The 23,442-nt window shown below is 64.7% G+C and carries 26 protein-coding genes; 2 read left to right on the top strand and 24 right to left on the bottom strand.

Translation table 11 applies throughout. From position 1 onward, the window contains the following. Positions 1-4 precede the first annotated feature (4 nt). The 19 genes from I7X13_RS13140 to I7X13_RS13050 all read right to left on the bottom strand — a co-directional run bounded on the left by I7X13_RS13140 (position 5) and on the right by I7X13_RS13050 (position 19,618). Positions 5-2,041 (bottom strand): hypothetical protein, encoded by a 2,037-nt coding sequence (locus I7X13_RS13140; RefSeq protein WP_198075851.1) that lies wholly within the window; start codon positions 2,039-2,041, stop codon positions 5-7. Positions 2,042-2,044: 3 nt separating this feature from the next. Beyond that, the gene (locus tag I7X13_RS13135; protein ID WP_213019079.1) at positions 2,045-5,770 is read right to left on the bottom strand and encodes a hypothetical protein; all 3,726 of its coding nucleotides are present in this window, start codon (positions 5,768-5,770) and stop codon (positions 2,045-2,047) included. Between the two features lie 130 nt (positions 5,771-5,900). Continuing rightward, positions 5,901-6,158 (bottom strand): hypothetical protein, encoded by a 258-nt coding sequence (locus I7X13_RS13130; RefSeq protein WP_198075849.1) that lies wholly within the window; start codon positions 6,156-6,158, stop codon positions 5,901-5,903. 741 nt (positions 6,159-6,899) lie between these two features. Continuing rightward, positions 6,900-9,722: a tape measure protein gene (locus tag I7X13_RS13125; protein ID WP_198075848.1), complete on the bottom strand. Its 2,823-nt coding sequence runs from the start codon at positions 9,720-9,722 to the stop codon at positions 6,900-6,902. A gap of 21 nt (positions 9,723-9,743) precedes the next feature. After that, the gene (locus I7X13_RS13120; protein WP_198075847.1) at positions 9,744-10,040 is read right to left on the bottom strand and encodes a phage tail assembly chaperone; all 297 of its coding nucleotides are present in this window, start codon (positions 10,038-10,040) and stop codon (positions 9,744-9,746) included. Between the two features lie 41 nt (positions 10,041-10,081). Next, the gene (locus I7X13_RS13115; protein WP_198075846.1) at positions 10,082-10,462 is read right to left on the bottom strand and encodes a hypothetical protein; all 381 of its coding nucleotides are present in this window, start codon (positions 10,460-10,462) and stop codon (positions 10,082-10,084) included. A 102-nt stretch (positions 10,463-10,564) separates the two neighbouring features. Continuing rightward, positions 10,565-11,050 carry a phage tail protein gene (locus I7X13_RS13110; protein WP_198075845.1) on the bottom strand — a complete coding sequence of 162 codons (486 nt, stop codon included), beginning with the start codon at positions 11,048-11,050 and terminating at the stop codon, positions 10,565-10,567. A 29-nt stretch (positions 11,051-11,079) separates the two neighbouring features. Then, a complete protein-coding gene (gene gp17, locus I7X13_RS13105) occupies positions 11,080-11,478 on the bottom strand; it encodes a tail completion protein gp17 (protein WP_198075844.1) in 399 nt (132 codons plus the stop codon). Further along, positions 11,478-11,969 carry an HK97-gp10 family putative phage morphogenesis protein gene (locus I7X13_RS13100; RefSeq protein ID WP_198075843.1) on the bottom strand — a complete coding sequence of 164 codons (492 nt, stop codon included), beginning with the start codon at positions 11,967-11,969 and terminating at the stop codon, positions 11,478-11,480. The genes gp17 and I7X13_RS13100 overlap by 1 nt, the downstream gene beginning before the upstream one ends. Continuing rightward, positions 11,962-12,288: a phage head closure protein gene (locus tag I7X13_RS13095; protein ID WP_198075842.1), complete on the bottom strand. Its 327-nt coding sequence runs from the start codon at positions 12,286-12,288 to the stop codon at positions 11,962-11,964. The genes I7X13_RS13100 and I7X13_RS13095 overlap by 8 nt, the downstream gene beginning before the upstream one ends. Next, positions 12,285-12,608 (bottom strand): head-tail connector protein, encoded by a 324-nt coding sequence (locus I7X13_RS13090; protein ID WP_198075841.1) that lies wholly within the window; start codon positions 12,606-12,608, stop codon positions 12,285-12,287. Before I7X13_RS13090 ends, I7X13_RS13095 begins: the two co-directional genes overlap by 4 nt. Before the next feature lie 10 nt (positions 12,609-12,618). Further along, positions 12,619-12,876 carry a hypothetical protein gene (locus I7X13_RS13085; protein ID WP_198075840.1) on the bottom strand — a complete coding sequence of 86 codons (258 nt, stop codon included), beginning with the start codon at positions 12,874-12,876 and terminating at the stop codon, positions 12,619-12,621. Between the two features lie 89 nt (positions 12,877-12,965). Continuing rightward, a complete protein-coding gene (locus I7X13_RS13080; RefSeq protein ID WP_198075839.1) occupies positions 12,966-14,300 on the bottom strand; it encodes a phage major capsid protein in 1,335 nt (444 codons plus the stop codon). 33 nt (positions 14,301-14,333) lie between these two features. After that, the gene (locus I7X13_RS13075; protein WP_198075838.1) at positions 14,334-14,978 is read right to left on the bottom strand and encodes an HK97 family phage prohead protease; all 645 of its coding nucleotides are present in this window, start codon (positions 14,976-14,978) and stop codon (positions 14,334-14,336) included. Continuing rightward, a complete protein-coding gene (locus I7X13_RS13070) occupies positions 14,975-16,336 on the bottom strand; it encodes a phage portal protein (RefSeq protein ID WP_198075837.1) in 1,362 nt (453 codons plus the stop codon). Before I7X13_RS13070 ends, I7X13_RS13075 begins: the two co-directional genes overlap by 4 nt. A gap of 59 nt (positions 16,337-16,395) precedes the next feature. Continuing rightward, positions 16,396-18,210: a terminase large subunit gene (locus I7X13_RS13065; protein WP_198075836.1), complete on the bottom strand. Its 1,815-nt coding sequence runs from the start codon at positions 18,208-18,210 to the stop codon at positions 16,396-16,398. After that, a complete protein-coding gene (locus tag I7X13_RS13060; protein WP_198075835.1) occupies positions 18,210-18,686 on the bottom strand; it encodes a phage terminase small subunit P27 family in 477 nt (158 codons plus the stop codon). Before I7X13_RS13060 ends, I7X13_RS13065 begins: the two co-directional genes overlap by 1 nt. A 94-nt stretch (positions 18,687-18,780) precedes the next feature. Next, positions 18,781-19,182, bottom strand: coding sequence for an HNH endonuclease (locus tag I7X13_RS13055; RefSeq protein WP_198075834.1), 402 nt, complete (start codon positions 19,180-19,182; stop codon positions 18,781-18,783). Then, positions 19,163-19,618, bottom strand: a complete 456-nt coding sequence (locus I7X13_RS13050) for a hypothetical protein (RefSeq protein ID WP_198075833.1) — start codon at positions 19,616-19,618, stop codon at positions 19,163-19,165. Before I7X13_RS13050 ends, I7X13_RS13055 begins: the two co-directional genes overlap by 20 nt. A 35-nt stretch (positions 19,619-19,653) precedes the next feature. Between I7X13_RS13050 and I7X13_RS13045 the strand changes: the two genes are divergently transcribed. Continuing rightward, on the top strand, positions 19,654-19,980 hold the full coding sequence (locus I7X13_RS13045) for a hypothetical protein (protein ID WP_198075832.1): 327 nt from the start codon (positions 19,654-19,656) through the stop codon (positions 19,978-19,980). Here the strand turns inward: I7X13_RS13045 and I7X13_RS13040 are convergent. After that, on the bottom strand, positions 19,958-20,257 hold the full coding sequence (locus I7X13_RS13040) for a hypothetical protein (RefSeq protein WP_198075831.1): 300 nt from the start codon (positions 20,255-20,257) through the stop codon (positions 19,958-19,960). The two genes, I7X13_RS13045 and I7X13_RS13040, sit on opposite strands and share 23 nt — an antisense overlap. A 13-nt stretch (positions 20,258-20,270) precedes the next feature. Between I7X13_RS13040 and I7X13_RS13035 the strand changes: the two genes are divergently transcribed. Further along, complete coding sequence (locus I7X13_RS13035) at positions 20,271-20,588, top strand: hypothetical protein (RefSeq protein WP_198075830.1); 318 nt, start codon at positions 20,271-20,273, stop codon at positions 20,586-20,588. Between the two features lie 35 nt (positions 20,589-20,623). On the opposite strand, the gene I7X13_RS13030 is transcribed toward I7X13_RS13035, so the two are convergent. The 4 genes from I7X13_RS13030 to I7X13_RS13015 are packed head-to-tail and all read right to left on the bottom strand — an operon-like array spanning position 20,624 to position 23,429. Continuing rightward, positions 20,624-21,283 (bottom strand): hypothetical protein, encoded by a 660-nt coding sequence (locus I7X13_RS13030; RefSeq protein ID WP_198075829.1) that lies wholly within the window; start codon positions 21,281-21,283, stop codon positions 20,624-20,626. A gap of 12 nt (positions 21,284-21,295) precedes the next feature. Further along, positions 21,296-21,862, bottom strand: coding sequence for a hypothetical protein (locus I7X13_RS13025; protein WP_198075828.1), 567 nt, complete (start codon positions 21,860-21,862; stop codon positions 21,296-21,298). 9 nt (positions 21,863-21,871) lie between these two features. Then, positions 21,872-22,954 carry a P-loop NTPase family protein gene (locus I7X13_RS13020; RefSeq protein WP_198075827.1) on the bottom strand — a complete coding sequence of 361 codons (1,083 nt, stop codon included), beginning with the start codon at positions 22,952-22,954 and terminating at the stop codon, positions 21,872-21,874. After that, positions 22,941-23,429, bottom strand: coding sequence for a hypothetical protein (locus tag I7X13_RS13015; RefSeq protein WP_198075826.1), 489 nt, complete (start codon positions 23,427-23,429; stop codon positions 22,941-22,943). The genes I7X13_RS13020 and I7X13_RS13015 overlap by 14 nt, the downstream gene beginning before the upstream one ends. Positions 23,430-23,442 lie beyond the last annotated feature (13 nt).

The raw sequence follows: 23,442 nt of genomic DNA, 5'->3' as shown, positions 1-23,442 counted from the left end.
GGGCTTAGGTCAGGAGTTCGATGAATTGCAGCACGTAGGGGTCGGCCGCGTAGGTGCCGCGCAGGTTGCCGCCGGCAGAGGCGAAAATGTTGACCGTGAGTTCGGTGCCGGCCGCGAAAAAGCCGGTGTAGCTCAGGCCGGGGAAGTTGTTGCCGGGGCCAGCCGGTATCTGGTAGCGGGTGTTGTTGCCGCTCATGCCTGGCGCGTTGGCATTCAGGCCGATGGCGTAGGTGCCCCCGTTTTGCAGGTTTTCCAGCACGCCGTTGATGGTCACCGTGGCGTTGCAGTCGCGCTGCACCACCAGGCTCTTGCCGTCGGCTTTGAGCAGGCCGGGCAGGTTGGGGGTGGAATCGGCGGTGAGGCCCCCGGTGAAGTTGAGGTACTTGTAATCGCCCGGAATCAAGGCCGATTGGTCGCCAATGGCGGTTTTGATGGCGGCCCGAATGGGCAGCGTGGCGGCGGTTTTCTTGGTCCAGCCGCCGGTCAGGCGAATGAACTCCATCAGTTCGCCGGAAATGAGCTTGCGCGGCCCCACGGTGTAGACGCCGGTGGCGGCCGGGTCCACGTTGACCGAAATCAAATCGCCCACGGTGCCGGTGGGCAGCGTCAGGGTGTACCCCGTGCCGGTCAGGTGGTACGCCTTGAACGAGGCCAGCGTGGTGGGCGCGCTCAGCGTGATGGGGTTGGCGTAGTCGATGGCAGCACCGCCGCCGCCGCCGGTGGCTTTGCGCGCATCCAGTACCACCGCGTAGCCCCCGGCCTGCGCTTTCAGCCACACGGCATCGCCAGTGGCCGGCAGCACGAGGCTGGCCGCCCCGTCGATGGTGGTGCCGGACGGGGCCGTGATGGTCACCGGCCCTGTGCCCGTGTTGCGGTAGGCGTCTACCCGGCCGTAGCTGGCCGGGCCGACGGCATACACGGCAAAATCGGCTACGGAAATGGCGTAGGCCTGGCCGCCAATGGCATGGAACGAATCGTCGTAGCCGGCATCGACCACGATTTCCGACTGGTAGTTCGGCAGCGCCCGCTTGTCGATGCCGAAGGCGGTCCACTTGCTCAGGTCGAAGCTGCTGCCGCTCGTAAACGCCGCGCCGGTGCGGTAGTAGGGCGTGCCCAGGTAGGTCACCACGTCGTTGGCGGCGTAGAGCGTATTGGCGGCCCACGCGCCGCGAACCTTCAGCCGGCTGAGCAGCGACGCTTCAGCGGCGTCTACCCGCAAATCCAGTGCGTCCGCATCGTTCTCCGCCTGCGTGATGCGCGTGTCGAGGTCGTCAATTTCGGATTGCAGCTGGGCCTCGGTGGCGTCCACGTAGGCGACGCCCGCATACTGGCTCAGCAAGTCCATCAGGGCCGCGCTGTCGGCCGGGTCGCCAATGAGGTTGGGCCAGCTGACCGCATTGGGCTGCGGCGCATCCGGCCCGTTGACGTGCTCCCAATCGGCATTGCCCGCCACGTCGGTGGGTGCAGTTGCCGCTCCGGCGGCGGTGCGGCGGAAAATTTGCTCTTCCGTGGCCCCGGTGACGTAGCCCCGGCGCAGGTCGCCGGCCGCGTACACGTAGCCGGCCGGGTCTTCGCTGAACTCCCGGAGCAGGCTCAACGGGCTGGCCGCATCCACCCACTGCGCGGTGCTCTGCTGCCCACCAAAGCTGTAGCCATCGCGCCACACCGTCAGGCAGCCGGGCGTAGTGTAGGGCGTGTACTGCAGGCGGTAGCGCTTGGGCGCACCGGGCTGCGGGTCGATGAGGATGCACTCGGTTTCGAGGCCCATCGTGAGCGGGTCCAGGGCATCCCGGCCGGCCAGGTTGATAGCGATTTTGGTGCTGCCGAACAGGGCGTTGCCGGCCTGCCGCGACCGGAAAAAATCCAGCAGCTGTTGCACCGCTACGCTGCGGCTCACCCATCCGGCCGCGGCGGCGGCGTCGGGGGTGTCGAGCAGGAGCAGGCTGGCCAGCAGCTGGGCCGTCGAGCCGGCAAAGCGGTCCTCGTCGTTGATGTAATAACCTTCGCTGGGGGTGCCAGCAGGCAGGGGGGTAGCGGGCATGGGTTAGCGAATGGCGCGGACACCGCCGCGGCGTGATAAAAGGAGGCGCACGCGGTTTTGCGTGCGGCCGCGCACCAGCAGCACCCGGGGCGGGAGGGTAGCCGGCACCAGGGTTTCGCCCGAACCGATTTCGACCAGGGCCGCCTCGGTTTCGGCGGACTTGACGTGCCAGGTGCGCGCGCCCACGGCAAAGCGGCGGCCGGGCGCGTCGTAGGGCGCGTCCACAGCATCGAGCGGCGCGGGCGCGCGGCGCTGGTGCTTCACGGTGCCGGTGAGCACCCGCGAAGGGTTGGCGCGCAGGGCCAGCGTATCGAGCACAGCGGCGGCCAGCAGCGGCGCCGGCTTCAAGTCGTCGGCGCGGGCCCAGCTGGTGGCCGGGTTGGCTGCTGGCCCCCGGGTGACGCTGCGGCGGAAGGCGTGGGCCACGCCGCCAAATAGGCCGGCCCGCTGCGGCGCATCGACGTGAAAGACGTCCAGGCCGGCCGGCCGCACGCTGCCGCCGGCGCCGCTGGCGTAGTAGCTCTCGGCCGCGTTCCAGCTGGCACCCTGCGGCAGCAACTGCACGGCCACGGACTTGAGCAGCAACACGGCCGGCAGCTGGCCCTCGCGGGCGCGCAGCGGGTCGGTGTAGGTGTAGGCGTGCACCCGAATGCGCGGCCGGGTGCCGCCGGGCAGCAGGGCCAGGGGCAGGTGGGCGGTGGCCGTGGTAAAGCCGTCGGTTAGCTTCGGGGCCACCGGAAAGGCGAGCACCGCGCCCAGCAGGCCGGGTTGGCCGTCGGCCTGCCGGTAATGCACCTCCACCCAGAGCGAGGCCGTGAGTTGTTGGAGAATGTCGGCGGCATTGCTCAGCTCCCGGCCGTAGTAGAATTTGGCCTCCGCCCTGATTTCGCAGGCCACGCCCTCGGCATCGGCGGCAACCGGGGCCAGCTCGGATTCGAGGTAGCGGCTGTCCAGGCGGCTGCTGGCTTGCGGCCACTGCGTGGCCAGCTCCTCGGCTTTCGCGCCGGCTTCCACCAACCGCAGGGGAAACGAGGCGGCCGGGGCCGGGCCGGCCGCGCTGCCGGCCTGCCAGCCGGTTTCGGGCCGCAGGGCCGTGCCGCTGGCGTCCCAGAAGGCGGCATCGGAAAAGTAGTCGCCCGGCCGGAAGGCGTTACCGGCGTAGGTGGCGTCGCCCCCGGCCGTCAGGTAGCGCCAGCCGGCGCGGCGCTGCTGGCGCTGGCTGGCCTCGCGCCAAAACAGCGGCGCAACGACCGAGGAACCGGCCAGGCGGGCCGGCGCGATGCGGTGGGCCGGGGTGGGCGCTGCTTCATTGGCGGCGTGGTCGCCGGCCGCGTCGTAGGCCCGGCCGGGTACGGGGAGCGTGCGGGCGGGCACGGGCAGGTCGCCGATAGTGCTGCCGGCCGGGTAGCTGGTGCCGGCACTGACCGCCTGCCTCAACACGCCGGCCACCGGGCTGGCCAGCAGTTCGTTGACCGTGAGGGGCGCGCCCACGCCGCCGGGCTGCACCTCGTACTGCACCTCGGCCACCGACTGCCCCGCCGTGACCGTGACCCCGTCCGCGACCAGCCAGGAAACGAGCTGTACCTGGCCCGTGGTCAGGTCGGCCGGGGTGGGCAGCGTCAGCAGCACGTACCCGGCCGGGCTGTTAACGCCGGCCGCTTCCAGGGCCGAACGCACTTCCCAGCGCCCGTTGCGCTGCACCAGCGTGCCGCCCAGCAGTTCAGTCAAGGCATTGAGCACCGCACGCAAATCCATGGGCTTGCCGCCAGGAGCATAGGCCAGCCGGTCGGTGTAGAGGGCGGTTTCGGGCTGCTCGTCGCTGCTCATCTCCAGCGCCCGGCGGTTGGTGAACACGGCCACCGGCAGGGCCAGGCCCGTGCGGCTCAGGCAGTGGAGCAGCGTGTTGAGCACGGGCCGCCGGCCGCGCAGCTCCTGGCCCACGTGGCCGGCAAAGTCCACGTCCTTGAGCGCGGCCAGGCCGTCGGTGGCGGTGAGCTCCACGGCGACCGTGGTGCCCACCAGCGGCTCCTCGTAGATGTCGGGCTGCACGTAGCCCGTGAATTCAAGTGCCTCGTCGTAGTAAAAATCGGCGCGGCAGGCCCGGTCGTCGGCCAGCAGGTCGGCCAGTTCGCCGGGGGGCGTGCGCAGGCGCATGGTCAGGCTGCTGCCGATGCTGTTCGGCAGGTCGGCCTGCGTGTTGCCGCCGGCAAAGCCCTCGGTTTCGAGCGTGACCGGCTCGGCCTGCCCGCACAGGTCGAGCACCGGGCCGGCGTAGCCCCGCGCCCAGAGTTCGAGCCGGCAGGGCTTGTTTACCCGCACGTCCGCGAAGCGCAGCCGGTACTTCAGGCCGTAGGCGGCCGTGAGCGTCACCGGCACGTCGAGCGTCAGGCCGCCCACGAGTTGGCCCCGCACCCGCACGGTGTAAGCCCCGGCCAGCAGCCCGCCGAAGCGGCCGGTGCTGTTCACGGCCAGTTCCGCCCCGGTGCTGCTCAGCAGCGCGTAGCGCGGGAAGGGCCCGCCCGTGACCAGGTACTCGTCGGCCGACAGCTTTGGCAGCGCATCGTCGAAGCTGACGGCCTCCACCATTACGCCGCCCGTGGCGCTGCTGGGGGTGGGCGGGTGAAAATACACGAGGTTGGCCAGCGCCAGCCGGGGCGAGGCCGCGACGGGGCTGCCCAGGTTCACCACGCCGCCCTGCCCGTTGCTGTACACGCCGGCGGTGCCGATGGGCGTGCCGGCCGGCAGGCAGTAGGCCGCGGCGGGCAGGACGTCGAGCAGGCTGACGTTGGTGGTGGCCCGGGGAATGTCCACCGTGGCCGTATAATCGCTCAGGGTGCCCGTGGCGGGGTTGTACAGGGTGGCCGAAAACACGGCGCGGCTTTCCGAAGTGGCCTGCACCGCGTAGCGGGTGAATAGGTTGCCGGCCGCCGGGGCGTCGCTGTAAAGGCCGACCAGGCCGTCCACCGTGGTGTTGGCAAAGCGGCCGAAGCGGGCCACCACGACGAACGGCGCACTGCCGAAGGACAGGTAGGCCGGAGCCGCCGTGTACGCCACTTTGTAGGCATCCACCGCGCCTGGCGCCAGGGAGGGGAGCACGGTGATTTCGCCGGCAAGAATGCCGCCGGTTTCTTCGAGCACCTCCACACGGTAGCGGCCACAAGCCAAGGCCGGTGCGGGCGCGGCCGTGGCCAAGCGCTCGTAGCGGGCCACGTCGGCCACCAGGCTCGGGGCTACGACAGCGGGCGTGGCCACCAGCGGCGGAATTACCACGGTGGTAGTGCCGGCCGGTAGGTTGAGCTCGGTGTAGAAATCCGCGGCGCCCGTGGTGCCGGCGGCCAGCAGGGCGCAGCGCACCCGCACGGGGCCCGCCCCACCGGCCCAGGTAGCCGTCAGGTACGCATCCGCGGCGTACAGGGAGCTGGTGTGGGCGGTGGTGAGCACCAGGTCATGCAGGCTGCTGACGCAGGCCGGGGCACCGGGCACGTCGTGGGTGCTCACCTTGCCGTCGCCCGCGTATTTCACCTGCCGCTGGGTCTGGTTGACGCAGAACGAGGCCCCCGGCACCAGCGCGCCGACGGCCAGCTCGAAGGCGGCATGGGCCCCGGTGTTGGTCAGTGCCTGGTAGGCGTCGCGGTAGGGCCGGCGGGCGCTCAGGTCGTACTGGTCCACGAACACCGTGTAGCCCGTGGCGGGCGCGGTGTTGGCGATGGGAGTACGACGGAGCAGCACGTAGGACACGCCCAAAGTTCCGGGCGCGGGTTACGCAAACAGGTGGGCGGATGGGGGGTAAGTGGGGGAGAGCGGGTACAAAAAAACCCCGCTGGGGAGCGGGGCTTGGAAGTCGTTACATGATTTAATTCTAGTGTGGTTTTTTGCGTCGAATCTCGCCGCTAGCGATACGAGCAGCTACCCCACGCATGGCAGCATCGTAATCGGCACGGCTGTCAAAGATGTCGGAAGGGTAGGAAGGTGTGGTGTGGCTTGCTTTCGCGCTGACGCCTGCGTAGCGATGGCTTGCGCCGTAAGAGTCGCGGAAATGACCGTGAGGTTCGTAGATACGTTTTGGTCCAGCGGTGCTTTTATTGCCCGTTGCGGGCCTTTTCTGAATGTCTGCCATGAGTAGTATAGAAAGAGGGTGGGCACTTAGTTGACCTTGCTTAATAGTTCCGCATTAGTGCAAACTGCAAAACTGACAACCTCGCAACGAGGCAAGGTATCTGCTGCAACAGCGGGCAGAAGGTTAGCATACACTTCGTACACAACACCTGCGCTTTTGCAGAGGAATAATGTAAGATTGGGCATGCTGGGGATAGGGAAAGCAACCTCGTAGCTCGACATCCGAATCCAGTTAGCAACGTGCTCGTATGTAAATGGATTGACGCGGCCGGTACGGCTACTTTCTTGAAAGCATTCCAGCAGGCGCATCCCGGCTCCAGTAGTCCATGTTATTTGGTGGGTTTGTGACGTGGTAGAGCAGTAGGCGGTGTAGTTGTGTGCGGAAAGAACTGGGGGCATGAACTGCGTGACGAATGACCAAAACAATCAGTAAGTCACGAATCTAAGCCGGAAACGTGGTATGTGGAAAACTTGTTCAACTTTATCTTGCGAGAATAAATCCTATTGATTATGCGCTCATTACAGGAACGAGCGCGCGCGCGTTCCTTATATATAGGCTCGCAACCTGTTTGAAAAATAAGTTTTGGCCCGCTATGAAAAGCGCAGACTACTTGGGGATGCGGGTGGCGCCGGACGTGTCCGTTGCCGCACTAATCCCACTGCTTGTTTTGGATGAGGCGAGCAAGCTGAATATTACCTAACCGTATATTGGCGTCATGGCAAAGAAAGACCAGAATATTGGCTAACTAGTCCGTAGGCGCCGGTAGTCCTGCGCACTCAACACAGCCACCAAATCTTTCCCGGCCCCGCGCAGAGTGCCCACGACTTCTACCTGAATCTTCTGGGGAGTGGACTGGCCAAAGTTGCCACTGGCGCCGCCGCTGCCCACACTCGTGACTTTTGACAGGCTGCTGCTGGCGCTGCTGGCAATGGCCTTGGTCACGCCGGCCAGGGCCACTAGGCCGAGGCCGGCAGCAATCGCCAATGGGCCGCCTTGCGGGCCGTTAAACAACGTGTCCAGGGACAGCTTGCCGATGCCGATGGCAATGAGTTGCTTGCCAAAATCGGCCATGAAGCCGGAGAGCGTGCCCAAAATGCCCGAGAACAGCTGCGTCATGGCTTCGCCCGCTGTTGCCGTGCCCGCCACGATGCTGCCAAACGCATCGCCAAACTGGCCGGCAAAATCCGCCAGCAGCGGGGCAATGCTGGTGCTGAGCTGCGCGATGGCGGCTTCCATGTTCACGTTGAAGTCGAGCGTTTTTTGAAACGCAAACTTCTGGGCATCGCTCAGCAGGCCGAACGCCGTGCGGGCCTTTTGGGCCGATTCGCCGAGTGCCGACGTGTCGTACCCGGGCAGGGGCAGCAGCCGCCCCGGCCGCTCGTAGGGATTGCGGCCGCCGGCCTTGTCCAGCTGTGAGGTGTCGCTGAACGGGTTGGCCAACTCTCGTTGCGGCGCATCCTTGCGCAGGTCGGCGTTTTTATAGAACCGCTGACTGAGCGCGTCGTTGTCTCCCAGAACCTGATTGACCTCCTTGAGTTGGGCGGCGTACTGACGAAACGCGGCGCTGGCCGGGGAAACACCCGCCTGCACCAGGCTTTTCAGCCCGCTTTCCAGAATCTTCTGACGCTCTTTCAGGAAATCGTAATCGGCCCCGAGTGCCACCGAAAGCGCCCCATTGCCACGCAACTCCGCAGCCAGTTTCTGTAGGGCATCTTGTGCCTTTTTGCTCTGCTTGTCGATGCCTTCCAGCGCGGCAATCTGGGCCTCCAGGCTCTTGATGACCTTGTTGTCGGCCGCAATCGCCTGCAACGACGTTTCGTTCTCCCGCTGCTCCTTCACCAGTTTTAGCCGTTCGCGCAGGGCCGCCAGCAGTCCCTGTTCCTGCGCAGCCGCGCCGGCAAGGCCGACACTGTTCAGGCCGTTTACCTCTTCGTAGGCTTCGCCCAGCCCACTAATCGTGGCGCGTAGCTCAGCTACCCGCTTTTTCTGCGCCTCCAGCGCCTCCGTGGTGCTGCTGACGCTTTTGCGAAATTCGAGCAGCACATCGACGGGCAGGTCTTCGAGTGCAAGGCCATTGTAGGTGCCCTTTTTGGAAATCTCGTCCCGCACCCGTGCCAAGTAGGCGTAAGCCTGCTGCAGCTCGTCCAGCTTCTTGAGCTGGGCCGGCAGGCTTTGTAGGGCAATCTTTTTGTCCAACTCCTGGTTCTGGGCAATCAGCGTCCGGGCCTTGTCGGTGACCAGCTCGATGGCATGGCCGTACTGGTCCATGCCTTTGCCCGCGTCCGGCAGCACCCCTGTCACCTTCTCGATGATGGCTTTCAGCTCGTCATGCTCGGCAACCGAGAGCGCCGTTTTGCTCTTCAGCTCATCGTAGCGGTCGAGCAGCGGCGAAATCTCCGTCGTGAGTTGGCGCGTCGCCGCCGTCTGTTCATGAAATGAGGCATAGGCCCGTTCGTTGGCCGTAGCGGCCGCGTAGACCACCGCTGCCAGGGTGGCCAGTACCGCAACAACGGCGCCGGTGGGCGTGAGCAGAGCTGCAAAGGCCCCCTGTAACGCCGCGCCAGAAGCCCGAAGGTACCCAATCCCGGCAATGACGGCCGGGGTAGCGGCACCCAGTGTGCCCAGCGCCACGGCCACCGGGCCGGTGGCCGCCACCAGGGAGCCCAGGACAACGATGGCTTTCTGGACACCCGGCGAGAGGCTGGCAAACCGGTCGCCCAAACCGGTAATGGCGTCGGTGAGTTGCTGGCCCACCTCCTGCAGGTTGAAGGCTTTGGCAACGCCGTCGCCGAACTTGGCGGCGGAGAGCGTCAGCGCATCCAGGCCGTTTTCCCACATGGCCTTCAGGCCGCCCGTTACCTGCGGCAGCTTGCTGAGCTCCTCGGTCAGTACCGCGATAAAGTCGGTGCTGCTCTGGCCTTGCTTTTTCAGGCTTGCCGAAATGGTTTCCGAATCGACCGTGCCGTACAGTTTTTGCAGCGCGCCCGACACGGCCGGGGCCGCCTCAATGATGGGGCGCAGGTCTTGTGCCAGCACTTTGCCTTTAGCGCTGAGCTGGGCCAGCTGCACGGTCACCCGGTCGAACTCGGATTTGCCCCCGCCGGTGGTGGCGACGGCGTTGGCGAAGGCCTTGATGCTTTTGGCGGATTGCTCGGCTGAAATGCCCACCGCCCGCAAGCGCACGTCGCCTTGCACCGCGCCCTCGAAACCGAGACCGGGCTGCCGGGCAATGACCTGCAGCTCCTTCATGCGGTCGGTGGTAAGGCTGGCCGCTTGCTGGAGGGCTTGCAGGCCCGTGATACCTTGCTTGCCGAGCTCCTGCACCGTGATGGCCTCCAAGCCCCGGCGCAGGCTGTCAATTTTGGCCGACGCCGCCACGGATGCCCCGCCCAGGGCGAGCAGGGGCACCGTGACGTACTGGGTCAGGCTGCTGCCGATGTCCTTCAGTCCTTCGCTGAACTTCACCAGACCGCGGAGCTCGCGGCGGGCCTCGGCCATTTTGGCCTTGAATTCGCTGAGCTCGGCTCCGACGAAGACACTGACGCTGGCTAAAATGGAGGACATGGGTAGAGGGAGGGTGAGGGCTTACAGCCAATCGGGGTCTAGGGCGGCCACGCGGGCCAGTTCGGCGTCGAGCTCTTCGGGGCTGATGGTGAGCAGCGGCGGGTCGCCGGGCAGGTAGAGCACCTCCTCCGGCAACTGGGCCGGGTCGTCTTCCCCCCGGTGCACGTTGAGGAGAATGGTGCCCAGCCAGCGGGTCCGCCGCCACGCCCGGATTTCCTGGCGGTGGAAAGCGTCGGCCCGCATGCGGTACTCCCGCCAGGTAAGGCGCCAGAAGGCCTTCGGCTTAAGGCCCAACTCACCGATGCCGAAGGTTTCCACGTCGTCCCAGGTGTCGGGCGGCGCGGGAGTAGCGTTGGGGGCTAGGCGGCTTTGGTCTGGGTCAAAGCCGCCATGAGAGGGTTTGCCGACACACTGGCCAGCAGCACCGAAAACAGTTGGGTTTGCTCAGCCGCAGGCAACTCGTCCATGGCCTGTAGCGCGTCGAAGTCTTCGGGCAGCTCGGCCGCCGGCACGCACAACGTGATGGCCAGCGTGGCCATGTCAAGCAAGGCTGCCAGTGGCGCTTTTTCCAACGTTTCGAGCACATCCGTCGGGCCGTTGCCGCCGCGCTGTTCAGTGAGGGCTTTGAGGAACTTGAGGCCGAAGCGAATCAGGCGCTGACGGCCGCCGATGGTGAGCAGCACTTCGCCACGCGTGGCGTCGGCGGTCAAGGGAGCAAGGGATGAAGGAGTGGATTTCATGCAGTGAAAAGAGAAAGTGAGGAATGAGAAAGCGGCCGGTCTGCGCCCAGACAGCCCGCCCGGAAGCCGGAACGGGTTGTCGGGTCACTTCCACGGCAGGAATTAAGCGGCAATGGTTTTGTCCATCTTGCCGGTCCCCTGCAGGGCCACGGCATAGGTGGCCGCGCCCTTGAGCTGGGCCTTCAAGTCGCCTTTGGTGATGAAGAATTGTGCCTCGTAGCGGGCGGAGCCGGAGCCCTGCCCCAAATCGAAGCGCAGCTTCAGCTTGCGGCCCTGCAGCTGCCAGTCGATGAAATTTTCCGTGCTCACGCCGTCGGTGGCGTCGGTCTGGGCCGCGGTGGTGCCGCCGTTGCCGGCCGGCATGTCGGTGAGCTGGCGCACGGTCAGGTTGCCGTTGGCGTCGAAGCTGATTTGGCCCGGCTCGAACTCTTTGAAATCGGTCGAGTCCGAGCAGGTTACCTCGTCGGACTCGGTGGTGATGCTCAGGCCGAGGTCGCCGATACAGCCGACGCGCACGAAGGTGTTGGAGCCTTCGGCCTTTTCGACCATCATGGCCACGTTGCGGCCTCTGATATTGGATTTAGCCATTGTGTTTGCAGAAAAAGGTGAGAAAATGCTTAAGCGGGGGTGTGCTCTACCTCGTAATCCTGGCTGCGGAAAAAACACAGCGCGCCGGGCTGTTCGTGGTCGAATTCGTTGGTGAGCAGCAGATAGGTGCCAGCCGTTTCGGTGCGGTGCAGTTGCCGGCGGATGGCGTTTGCCAGCCCGCAGATGCCGGCGTAGCTATCAGCGAAAATGGAAATCTGTACCCGGGCCAGGTCGTCGAGCTCGCACACGGCCGAGTCGTCGGGCACGTTGCTGATAAGCTGGTAGGTGAGATAGGGCCGCGGCGTGTCCGGCGGAGCCAGCACGGGGTAAATCTTCACCTCGGGCTGGCCGTCGCGCACATGCTGGAGCTGGCCGCCCACGCTGGGCGCCTGGCTGAGGCGGGAGAAGATGAGCTGGCCGGGTTCCACTACCTGTACACTGATTTAAAGCCGCTTTCAATGATTTCGCGGCATTGGTCCTTAATTGATTCCACCATGCTGGTACCCGTCGCGTCGAACGCCGGCCGCATGAACGGCTGGGCCGCGCTGCCCGGGTGCTGCACCTGGGTGGCCGCCCCTCCCGCCCAGTGCAGCAGCCCGCCGGCGGCCTTGGCCTTGATGAGGTGCGGCGCGGTGCCGTACTCCAGCAAGTGGGCGTGGTAGCCCTTGAAGCCGTTGCCCCGGCGCGGACCCACGGTGATGCTGTTGTTGCGGCGGTTGGCGATGATGCCGATGCTCTTGGTGGTTTCCCCCGTCACGTCGGCGTTGCTGCTCAGGCGTTTGGATTCGCGCACCAGCGGCCCGGCGGCCTTGCGCAATATTTTGTCCAGCACCTGCGCGCCAAGCTTGTCGTCGAAGCCGGCCAGCACCTGATTCAGCTCCTCAATGCCCTTTATTTTGAAACCAGAAGTATTAGCCACGGCGCTGGGTGGTGAGGGTGAGGCCTTGCCGTCGGCCGATTTCGGTGACGGCGGTAATCAGGTGAATGGTGCCTCCGAAGTCGACCTGCCAGGTGGGCCGCACGTCGGCCCGGTAGCGCATGACGAACTGCACCGGCTGCACGGCCGTTTGCTGGGCGGCCTGTACCAACTCCTGCCCGGCGCTGGAGTAGATGACCTGCGCGAACTCCGTGCCCTGGTCGCTGAAGCTGGCCGGGGCGGGTTCGCCGTAGCCGTTCTGGGCCACGGGCGCGGGGGCCTGTAGTTGGATTTGCCGGTTGCGCTTGCCGATGTTGCTCATAGCGTGGGCACCCGGATTAAGTCCATCAGAAAATCCAGCGTTTTTGGTACTTCCACCGTCACAGCACGCACGTCCGTGATGACGGGCTGGCGCGTCTCGTAGAAGTGGGCCACCATGAGCAGCAGCCACTGGCCGGCAATGGCCAGTTCGTTCGCGGTCAGCTCCTCGTCGCCGGTGGCATCGAAGCTGCGTTTGCTCAACTGCTCAAACATGGCCCCTGCCACCACCAGGTAGGATTGCAGCAACGCGTCCTCGGCCGTATCCGCGAGCGGGATGCGGCACTGGGCTTTGGCGTCGTTCAGGGTGATGGGCAGGGCCATGAGTTAGCTTTTAGCGCTGTTCGTCGGTAGGGGCCTCGGCCGTTTCAGCCTCGTCAAAGCGGGCAAAGCCGCCGTTTACCAGCAGGTCGGTGTGCTCCTGGCTGAGCGTGGCTTTGTTGCCGGCGTTGTAGGCGTAATTCGGGTGGCTGCGCAGGAAAACGATGGGCTTCAGCGCTGCGGAGTGCTGGCCTTCCTGTAGCTGATTGACGGCCGCCTTTTCTGCCTTTGCTTTCTCAGCAGCGGCTTTCTGTTCAGGGGTTTGGGGCATGACGTGGGAAATAAAGTGAAACGATTGGCACCCAAAAGGCCCCGACTGCACGAGGCAGCCGGGGCTTTTGGACTAGGGGTAGGAGGGATTTAGTTGTTGGCGCCCAGGATGTCCTTCACGGCGGCGAAGCTCTTGGCGCGGGCCACGAGCACGTCCACGAAAGATTTCACGTGCATGCGCACCATGCCGTTGGCGGCCTGCGTGTAAGGGTCGGGCAGGATTTCAATGCCGCTCCACATGCCGATGTACAGGTCGTTCCAGTTGCCGAACACCAGCGGCGAGCAGGTATTGGCCGTGCCCTTCACCAGCGTGTTGGGCAGGATGTTGGTCACGCCGGCTTTGTAGCCGCCCAGGCGGTTGTCGTCGTCGCCCCACACGAAAATGCCAGAGCCGGCATCCTTCTTGGTGAGCTGTAGCTGGGTGCGCACGTCGGTGTTGGTGGCGTAGCCCAGCGAGCCCAACAGGGCGTTGTTGGCGTCCACTTTGCCCTTGAGCTTCACCACGTGGTCGAAGGTGGCCGCCCCGCCGTTGGCGCCGATGGCCACGTCGCCGATGCCAGCCGTGTTGAGCACGCCGGTAGGCTCTTCGCCCGAGCCGCTGCCCATCAGGCCGGCGCGGTCAATCGACTCCGACATGCCGCGAAGCAGCTGGCCGCGCAGGCGGGCTTCGATGCTGGGCGAGGTTTGCAGCAGCATGCGGTCCGACACGTCGAGGAAGCCGGCCACCCGTTTGGGCATCATGCTGAGCTTTTTGAAGGTCGGGTTGCTGGCCTGCGCCGTAGCGTTTTCCGTTAGCCAGGTCGGCGCAAACACCGAATCTTCCACCGGGAAGTCGAGGTTTCCCACTAGATTGTACATGAAGTCGGCCCCCAGACCGGCCAGCACGAGAGCGTTGCGCAGTTGGTCGATGAAGCTGCCCAGGCTGGTAGCGATGGCCACGCCGCCTTGGTTGCCGTTGGCGCCACCGGTGGCCGTTACGGCGCGCTGCTCGGTCGAGCGGTGCTCCAGCACCAGGCCCGGAATCATCACGCCTTTGGGCGAGACGGAAATGTTGGATCGGTGGGCTTCGCGCTGCGCTTCCTCGTGCATCTCCTTGTAGAGGCCGGTCATGGCCACGTTACCGTTGGCCATGCGCACGGCTTCGAGCATGCTGTAGCTGCCCAGGTCGCGGTTTTCCTGGTTGCTCAGGCCGTTGTCGTGGCGGGTGCCGTTCTGGCCGGCCAGCGTAGCCCGTTGCTCCTCCGCGGCGCGAGCGCGGGTAATTTTTTCGTCGAGGGCGCGGATTTCCTCGGTGTTGGCGTCGAAGGATTTGGCCTCCGCGTCGCTCAAGTCGCGGTGGTTGTCCGCATCGGCGGCATCCATCAGGGCCTGGTTGGCCTTGAGCTTGGTGGCGCGCTCTTCCAGCAGTTGCTGTAATTTTTTCATGGTACTTATTTGCAGAAAAAGGTGAGGTGAAGACTATTGAGGGGCGTGGGCCAGCAGGGCCAGCTGCCGGCGGCGCTGGTCCAGGGAAGGACCAGCCGGCTTGGCCCGCTGCTGTTGGTAGTCGCCGAGGCTACGCTGGGCGGCTTCGGTGTCGGCATAGGCCGGGTCGGTGACCGGGCACACGTCGGAGACGCGGCTGATTTTGGTGACGGTGCGCACGTACATGCCTTCCTCGTCGTAATCCCAGTCCGCCCCGTTGGGTGCTACCCGAAACGCGAACGAGGAGCCCACCACGTCGCCGCGCTCAATTTTGCGCATCACCCGCACGTGGTCGGGGTCGAGATGGTCGTACTTGATGCGGTAACTCAGGCCCCCATCGGCGTCGACGGTCAGCTCCAGCGTGCCGGCACTAATGGTGCCCAGCACGTAGTTGCGGTCGTGGTTGAAGAGGCCCTTTACGTCGCTCAAATCGGCGTCTTTCAGCGCCTCTTTGTCGATGATTTCCACAAAACCGCCCAGGTTTTTGCTGCGCACGCCGCACACGATGGCCTTGCCGACGAAGTATTCTGGCACTTTGGGCTCGCTTTCGGCGGCCGCTCGGTACTCCAAACCCACTTTTTGCCCTTCGGCGAAGCGAATTTCGGGTCCGTTTTGAGTGCTAATCAAGGGCTTTTTCATGCGTTTTCGGGCGCTTTTTGGGTAGAGTCGGGGGCTTGCTGGCCGTTTCTGGGGGCTTTGGCGGCCGGTTTCATCAGCACCTGCTCGAGGAGGTGGGTGGGCACCATGTTCAGGGGCACGTAGCGCGTATCGCCACCGTCCACGTGGTCGCGGTCCTCCATGTCAGCGATGTCGTTGGCGCTCATCAGGCCCACGCCCCACATGGTTTTGTAGAAAGTGGAACGAGCCGCGAAGTCGCCGGCCAGCAGCGGGTCGCGGTCGAATTTGATGCGGTAAGTGGCCTTTTGGTCCTGGCGCAGCAGCTTGCGGCGGCCTTCTGCCTCGAACCGGGTCAGCCAAGGACCCAGGCAGTCGGTGATGAACTCGATGCCCTGGTGCTCAATGTTGTTGTTGGTGCTGCGCTCCAGCAGGCCGATTTTGTGCGGCGGCACGCGCATGCCGCGGGCGATGCCCTCGGCCGAAATCTTGCTGGTTTCGATGAACTGGGCATCGGCCGGGGGCATGCCCACCCGCTTATATGTCAGCCCCTGCTCCAGCAGCAAAGGCTTGTGGCTGTTTTGCAGGCCCTGGTACTGCTCGGCAAACTGCTTGCGCAGCCGGTCGATGACTTTGTCGTCGACTTTGGCCGCTGTCTCCAGCACGCCGCCGATGTTGGCCCCGTTGGTGAAGAAATTGTTGCCGAATTTCTGCGCCGACAGGCCCAGCTCGATGGTTTCGCGCATCACGCTCAGCACCGAGCGGCCGGTCACGCCGTTGAAGCCCAGGCCGGCGATGTGGAAAATGTCGGACGAGGAACGGGGGCGGGCCTCACCGGCAATCTGATACCAGAGTTCGCCTTCGAATTCCCAGACCGTGACGTTGCGCGGGTGCACCCAGTGCAGGCCGATGGGGTTGTAGCTGCTGTCGCGCTCGATGATGGCGTAGGCGTTGCCCCAGAGCACCACCGTGGCCACCATGAGCTCGATGAAGTTGAAGGCGGTCTGGCGCGGGTTGGGCTCGGCGTCAAGCAGCACGTAGCTGGGGTGCTCGGTGGCCAGGCGGTTTTTGCCCTTCTGGCTTTTGTCGAGCACGAGCAGCGGCAGCTGGGCCACAGACTCGGCAATCACCCGCACGCAGGCCCACACGGCCATCAGCGTTACGGCGCTGGTTTCGTTCACGGCCACGCCGCTCGATGCCACGGGGCCAGTGCCGCCGTTGGCCAGCCACGCCATGAAGGCCGGGTCGGCTTCCCCGTAACCGCCAGCACCCACGTGCGTGGCCACCCCGCCCGGTTGGTTGGGGTCACCCATTACAGGGGCAGGCTTGGGTTTGCGGGTGAGGAAGTCGAACAGGGCCACGGCGTCGGATTGCTTGGTCAAAGCTCCGATGCCCTGGTGACGGGGTTACTATGCCGATGGGGGGTAAGTGGGGGAGGGGTTTACAAGGAAACCAGACCCCGGTCCCTGTAGATGTATTCGTCTTCTGTAGGCGTGAGCCATTGGCCCATGGCCATGATGGCCGCCACAGGGCCGTCAATTTTGTTCTTCGGGTTTTCCTTGCGGGGAAAAATGTTGTCTTTGGCATCGGTATGAGCCACCACGTTGCTCATCATCCAACTCATGGCCGGGTTGCCGTTGTGTACCAGCTTGCCGGAAATGACGGCGGCGTGCAGCTCTTTCATCGGCTCGCTCATGTTCTGCACTGTCATGCGGTATTCCAGCACCGCCATTCCTTCGTCCGATAGTTCCGTGGCGAACTTATGGGCCTGCCAGGGGTCGTAAGCCAACGCGCGTAGTTGGTGGTCGGCAGCCAGCTCCCGCGCCCGGTCCTGCACGGCGTTGTGGTCGGTCACGTTGCCCGGTGTCAAACTGATGTAGCCCTCGGCTGCCCAGCCAGCATAGTGGGCATTTTCCTCCCCTTCGGCCGCGGCTTCGGGCAGCCAGAAAAAGGGAAAGAGGTAATAGATTTCGTCTCGTTTGAATAGCAGAACCAGCGCCGCTACGTCCACTTTGGTCGCCAAATCGACGGCTGCTACGCACTCTTCGCCTGTGAATTCGGCCAGGCGCAGGCTCGGGTCGGCTGCAGTTTCCCAGGCCTGCATGTCCATCCACGCCTCGTTGGCGTTTACCCAGACGTTGAGGTGCTTTGTTTTGAAGTTGCCGCGGGCAGAAGCCACTTTCACGGCCTTGTTGCCCTTGCGGGTGATGTCCTCGACGCCCACGCTGATGCCCCAGTTGGGGTTGGCCTTCTGCCAACTGCTCGGGTGGGCCCAGTCGTCATCCGAATCGATGGTATAGATGATGCCGAAGTGCTGATGGTCCGTAATCTGGCCTTCCAGCACCTTGGTGGTGTAGGTGCGCACTTCGTAGCAGATGCCGGCCAGGTTGAAGCCGGCCGTGGTGATTTGCCAGAGCAGCGGTTGCCGGCGGGCACCGGTGGCCGTTTCGATGACGTCCACAATCTCGCGGGTTTTGTGGGCATGCAGCTCGTCGATGATGCCGCAGTGCACGTTCAGGCCGTCGAGGTTGCCGCCCTGGTCGCGGGCCAGCGCTAGGAACTTGCTGCCTTCTTCGGTGTAGATGCTGTGAGCCGCCGTGCGTACGCCAAAGCGGCTTTGAAGCCCTTTGCTTTTGGCTGCCATGCTGTGTGCATCCTGCCACACAATCTTAGCCTGGTCCTTCGTGGTGGCTGCCGAATACACCTCGGCCCCGCCCTCGCCATCAGCGGTGAGCATGTACAGGCCAACGCCCGAGCTGACGGTAGACTTTGCGTTTTTGCGCGGGATTTCCTTGTAGGTGACCTTGTAGCGCCGGTAGCCGCTGGCATCGACCCAGCCGAACACGGTGGTGAGCAGAAAGATTTGCCAGTCCTCCAGCACGATGGGCCGGCCGGCCCACTCGCCCTTGGTATGCTGCAGTAGCTCAATAAACTTGCAGACGTGGGCCGCCCGCGCCTCGTCGAAGCGGTACTTGAAGCGTTTGCGCTGCAAATCCTTTAACTGTCGTTCACAGGCCAGCGCCACCCACTTGCCGCAGCGCACGGGCAGGGCGTAAATCCGCTGGCGCTGGGCTTCGGCCTGCTTTTCCAGGGCCGCCACCTGCGCCTCGTCGGGTGTTTCCTGCTCGCGCAACTTGCGCAAGTCCCGCAGAATGGGACGTAGAACCACCTTAATGGCTTCTTCGGCGGCGTGGGCAGCCACCATGTTGGTAGCGTAGCGGTGGGCAATGATGCAGTAATCGCGGGTGGTGCTCATTACAATTCGGCCCACGGGTCGGCGGGCTTTTTTTCTGATTTGGAAACACTGATGCGGGTGCGGCTGCTGGGGCTGAAGCCGAACTGCTGGCCAATCTTGCTGACCTTCTCCGTGGCGTCGGAGAGGATGGCCACCCATGGGGACTTTACTGCGTAGCTGCCGCCTCCTTTATTGGTGATGGTAATGGTTTTGCCGCTGGTTTCTAACTCCGTTTCGGCCTCCATCATCAGCGCCACCTGGTAGCAGTAGGCGCGCAACAGGGCCAAGTCCACGGTGGCTAGCATGCTCTTCTGATGCAGTTCTTTCGCCACGACGCGCCAGCACTGGCGGGCAGCCTCGGGCTTGAGGTCGACCGGCGGGTCGAGTGCATCGCGCGCCGGGTCGAAGGCCAAGGCATTGGCTGCCTCGCGGTCAGGGCGGTGGGTGCCTTCCAGCTTCTTTTGGGCGGTTGGTTTGGGGGTGCGGCCGGGTGGCATAATTGGGTACCCCCTTTGGGGTGAATTTTGACAGTGTGAAAATTTGACTTCGGGCTACGGTTATTGGCGACGCCTCATTGAGGATTTTGACCCCCTACCCCCTAAAGGCCATTTCCAGCCATTGGGGGCACTTTCGGAGGCTGGGCGTGGCCTGGTGTGTCGAAGCGGCCTGTTTGCGCCTCACGTGGCCTTCTTGGGCGCTCTTGCGGGCGTGGCACGGGGTGCACAGGCTCTGCAGGTTGCGGGCGTCGAAGAAGTCCGAGCCGTTGCGGTAGGGGACGATGTGGTCAGCCACCACAGCCGGCGTCACCCGCTTCTTCGCGGCACAGGCGCGGCAGCACGGCTCCTGGCGCAGCTGGGCCCGGCGCAGGGCCCGCCACCGGGGCGAGTCGTACAGCGGGCTGCGCTCGGCGTGCCGCTGGTAGGACTTGCGCACCGTGGGCTGGGCTTTGGGTATCCACGGGCGGGCGGGTGACTTACTGGGCAAGGTGGGCATAGAAGGCGGGGTCGAGGGTGTTGGCGGCCAGCAGCGGGTAGTAGCCGGCATGGCCGGGCTCGCCGGGCAGCAGGTAGAACAGCAGGTTTTCGGTCACCAGGCCGGGCGGCAGGCTGATGCCGTCGGCGCGCAGCTTCTTGGCGTGCCAGTAGATTTGGCGGGGCGCGCACTTGCGCAGGTCGAGGTGCCAGAACAGGCTTTTCCAAACCGGGGGCACCAGGTCAATGGGCTGACATTCGTGCAGGCCCAGCCGTTCGCGCAGGCTGGAGTGCAGGTGCAGCACGCCTTTGGGGGTCACCGTCAGGGTAGGCATCGGCGGTGGCGGGGGCACGTGCTGGTCGGGGTTGTAGGGCGGTAGGTCCAGCGCTGGCCGGGGGGCGGGGGACTGGAGCGAAGGGGTAGCGGCTGGGGCAGAGAGACGGTTAGCGGAAAGCATGTGGGGTTGGGGAGCGGGGCGCTACATTCGGCCCCATGAAAAAGCTGTTACTCTTGGGAGCGTGCCTGCTGGCACTGAGTATGAATCCGGTGCGGGCTTATGCGAGTGACCCGGATATTGTCGTGGTGCGGGTATTCGACAATGGGGGCTCGGCTCGGGTCGTGATTAGCCGCGCCGGTGGCAAAAACGAGGTCAGTAGTTTCAACAGCGGGAACGGCGAAAAAGGCTTAAGTGACTCTGGACAAGGCTATCTGAAAGTGGTGCAGAAGCTCTACTCAGAAGGCTATTCCTTGAAAAGCACCTTTACGGCAGACGTCTTTCTCACCACACTGATATTTGTCAAGGAGGCCCCGAAGCCGTAACCAGCCGGATGGCCTCGTCCTCGCTGTGCACGACGTGGTAGGGTGTGCCCCGCCAGGTGCGGCGGAACTCGGCCTCGCCGGCGGTGAGCTGTCGTTTGCTCAGGGGCTGGGCCGGGTCTTTCACTTCCATCAGGAACGTGCGGCCACGATAGCCCACGAGCAAGTCGAAGCAGTTCTTGAGCTGGTGCAGGTGCAGCACGGAGGCGCCAATGCCGCGCAGCGCGGCCACAATGGCCGGCTGGTTGGCGTCGATGCGAGAGGCGGTGCGGATGGGCATTAGCTTCGCGGTTATGAAAAAAGTATTCTTGTTGGGGGCGTGCCTGGTGGCATTGGCCTCGGTACCGGTGCGTGCGCAGGCGGTCAAGGGGGAAGTCGTTGTGGTGCGAATGGTCGACCTCGCCAGCCGCGGCAAAGTGGTGGTGGTGCGGCCGAACGGCAAAACCGAGGAGTATGACTTGAACGGGGGGCTCAACGCCAATAGCATGAAGGAGGCCGGACTAACGATTCAACGGCTCGTGACAACGCTTACCCAGGAGGGTTACACCTTGAAAAGCACTTTCAGCGGTTCGCAAGGGTTTGGCGCTACGTTGATTTTCATTAAGGAATAACCTTGCGGCCAAAGCGTCAATTGGTGGGTGATTACTTATTTCTCCCACGGCAATTTTCGCTTCAGCGGTCCGAGTAGTGTCGCGATTTCCTCTAGCGGGCCGCGGGTGATAACAAGTTCCTCCACGCGGGCCAGGTCGGCTTCGTAGGTGAGCACGAAGGCCGTGGATTCGAGCGCTTCGAGGGCGGCGGAGATGCCCACGCTGGCGTACTGGGCCGAATCGGTGCCGGGCACGCCCTGCTGCAGCACGCTCAGCTCGCCGCCCATCAGCTGCAGGAAGCCCTCGGCGTGCAGCTGGTCGCGCAGGGGCATCTGGTCGATGTAGGCCAGCACCGAGTTGCTAAGCTGGTGCGGGCGCACGCTGCTCTCGCCGCTCAGGTGGTAGGCCATTTCGGCGTAGGGGTCGTAGGGCACTTCTACATCGTTGCCGTCGGCGTCTTCCTCCCAGGGCTCGTAGTCGTCGGGCTGGGTGCCGGCCAAGCCGTGGGCGCAGGCGATAGCCAGGCCGCGTAGGTTGTAGAGGTGGTCTTTGAGCTCCTCGAGCAGAATGGTCATGTGCCCAATCTTAAACTGGTAGTCGTGCTGCTGCTCGGCGGTGAGTTCGTTCCGTTCCTGGTAGAGGATGGTGCGCAGGTAGGCGAAGCGGCAGGTGTGGATGTGGTCGTTGACGTCCTGGAGTCCGGGGATTTTAGCCATGATGGGGAAGGGTTACAAGCGAGGAAATAAGTGGGGGCGCAAGCGCTTGAGGGCCTGCAAATCGTTCACCGCCTCTTCGTACAGCGGCTTGATTTCCGTGAGCAGCTGGTTGGCGTCGAACGGCAGCAGCCGGGCCGCCTGGCGTGCCTGCGTGGCCTCGTCCGCGCCGTAGTAGTCGGGCTTGAGGGCTTGCAGCCAGCGGAAGGCGCGCTCGTACTCGCCGATGGTAAAATCCATCTCGTGCAGCAGGTCCTGGACGTGCCGGGCAACGTGGGGCCGGCATTCCGGGTCATCGAGCAGCAGGCCCAGCGCGGCGTGGCCGGTTGAGCGGGTTTCGCGGAAAGGAGCCAGCGCCGCGCTCAGGCGGTCGAAGCAGCCAGCGAGTCGGCGGTTGCGCAGCCGGGCGAACGGAGACACCACGCCGTTGCGGCTGGCCACGCGGTAGCGAACCCAGCGCAGGTGGCGGTGGTAGGCCCGCCCCATGATTTTGGCCAGGCGCGGGCCGTCGACGATGTAGAGCGGGCCGGGGCCGGGCAAGTGCGGCGTGGCGGCGTGCACGCCTTTGGGGTAACGTTTCATGGATATGAGTTAGTCGTTGGCGTAAGGGATGCGGACGAGGCGGCCGGTGGGGTGGAAATCGGCCGGCAGTGCGTCGGCGGGCAGGTAGTTGGTGCCGTGCTGGCGGTAGGCGTTGACGGCCTTCACGTCCAGGGGCGAGTGGCCCAGCTTGGGGTCGGTGTAGCGGAACGTGGTGCGTTCGTAGCTCAGGCCCACGCCGTCGGCAGAGGTGGGAAAGCCGGTTTCGGGCTGTTCCTTGATTTTCTTGGCGTGGAAGGCCACCGTGTTGTCGGTGGGGTTCTCGTCGTACATCGGGCGGTGCACCACGAGCAGGTTGTCAATCTTGTTGGCCCACATGCGGCCCTGGGCCACGCTGAACTGGTCGGGCACCTTGAGCTTGCCGTCGGCCGTGCGGGCCACGCCGGCCGGGTGGGCGCAGACGATGGCGCACTGGTCGTAGTCCTCGGCGAAGTCGCAGAGCTTGCCGAGCTGGTGCTTGAGCATCTCGTCGTCGCGCCCGCCGTAGTCGCGCAGGTTGTCGGTGAGCGTGTTCCAGGGGTCGAAGAGGAAGCCCTTGGTTTTGTGCGTCACCGCCGCGTGCTGCATCACGGCCAGCACCTCGTCGAGCTTGCCGGCCTTGCGGGGGTTGACGATGTGGAAGTGGCGCAGCACCCACGCGGCGGCGTCCTCGTACTCGGCGAAGCTCAGCCGGCGGTACCGGGGGTTGCAGGTCTGGCCCACGTAGGCCTGCACCAGCTTGCGCACCAGCTTCCAGCTGGGCATGTTCTCCGGGCAGTCCAGCCCCCAGGTCCAGCCGTCGTACTTGCTTTTGACGAGCATGAGCTGCAGCATGAGTTCGGTTTTGCCGTGACCGGGCCAGCCCGTGACGAGCGTGGCCTCGCCGGGCATCCACGACCACCAGCCCTGCAACGTGGGGAAGTGCGTGGGCGAGCCGTTGGTGTCCTGCCGGTTCCAGGCCGCGCGCATCTCGTCGAGCACATCGGCCGGGTTGAGCAAGGCCTCGGCGGGGTTGGCCAGCGGAGCCGGTTTGCCCGTGGGGTTGGCTTCGGGTAGCGCAGTGGTCAGGTCGGCGAAGTAATCAGCGTTCGGCATGGGGCGCGTCGAGGGCGTAGGAGGTGCACAGGGCCGCTTGCTGGCGCTGTTCGAGCGGCCAGCCCCGGCGGGCCTGCAGGTGGGGCTGTTGGAGCAAGGCCGCCACACGGGCCACGGTGGGGGAGGGCGGCGGGTTGTAGGCAGTGAAGCGGGCAAAGAGCCGGTAGGTGATGGCTTGCCAGTCCACGTCCGGCGCGGGCGTGGTGGCGGCCAGCGTACGGGCCAGCTGGGCCACGTTGTAGGTGGCCAGGCTGCGCTCGCCGGTGGCGGCGAAGTGGTAGGCCGACACCGCGTCGAGCACGGCTTCGGTCTGCTGCACATCGCGCACCACGAAGGCCGCGTTTTTGGCCGTGGGGTCGAGGGCCGCCAGCCGACGGCGGGCATTCTGGGCCAGCGGAAGCAGGGCCTGGCGCAGGGCGTGGGCCGCGTCGTCGGTCAGCTGCTGGGTCAGCGCCGGGTCGAGGTAGGGGAGCATGGCAACGAATCGG

The organism is Hymenobacter negativus, assembly GCF_016056375.1.
Lineage (GTDB): Bacteria > Bacteroidota > Bacteroidia > Cytophagales > Hymenobacteraceae > Hymenobacter > Hymenobacter negativus_A.
The sequence above is the reverse complement of the archived record's forward strand: the minus strand, read 5'-3'. Positions and strand labels throughout refer to the sequence as shown.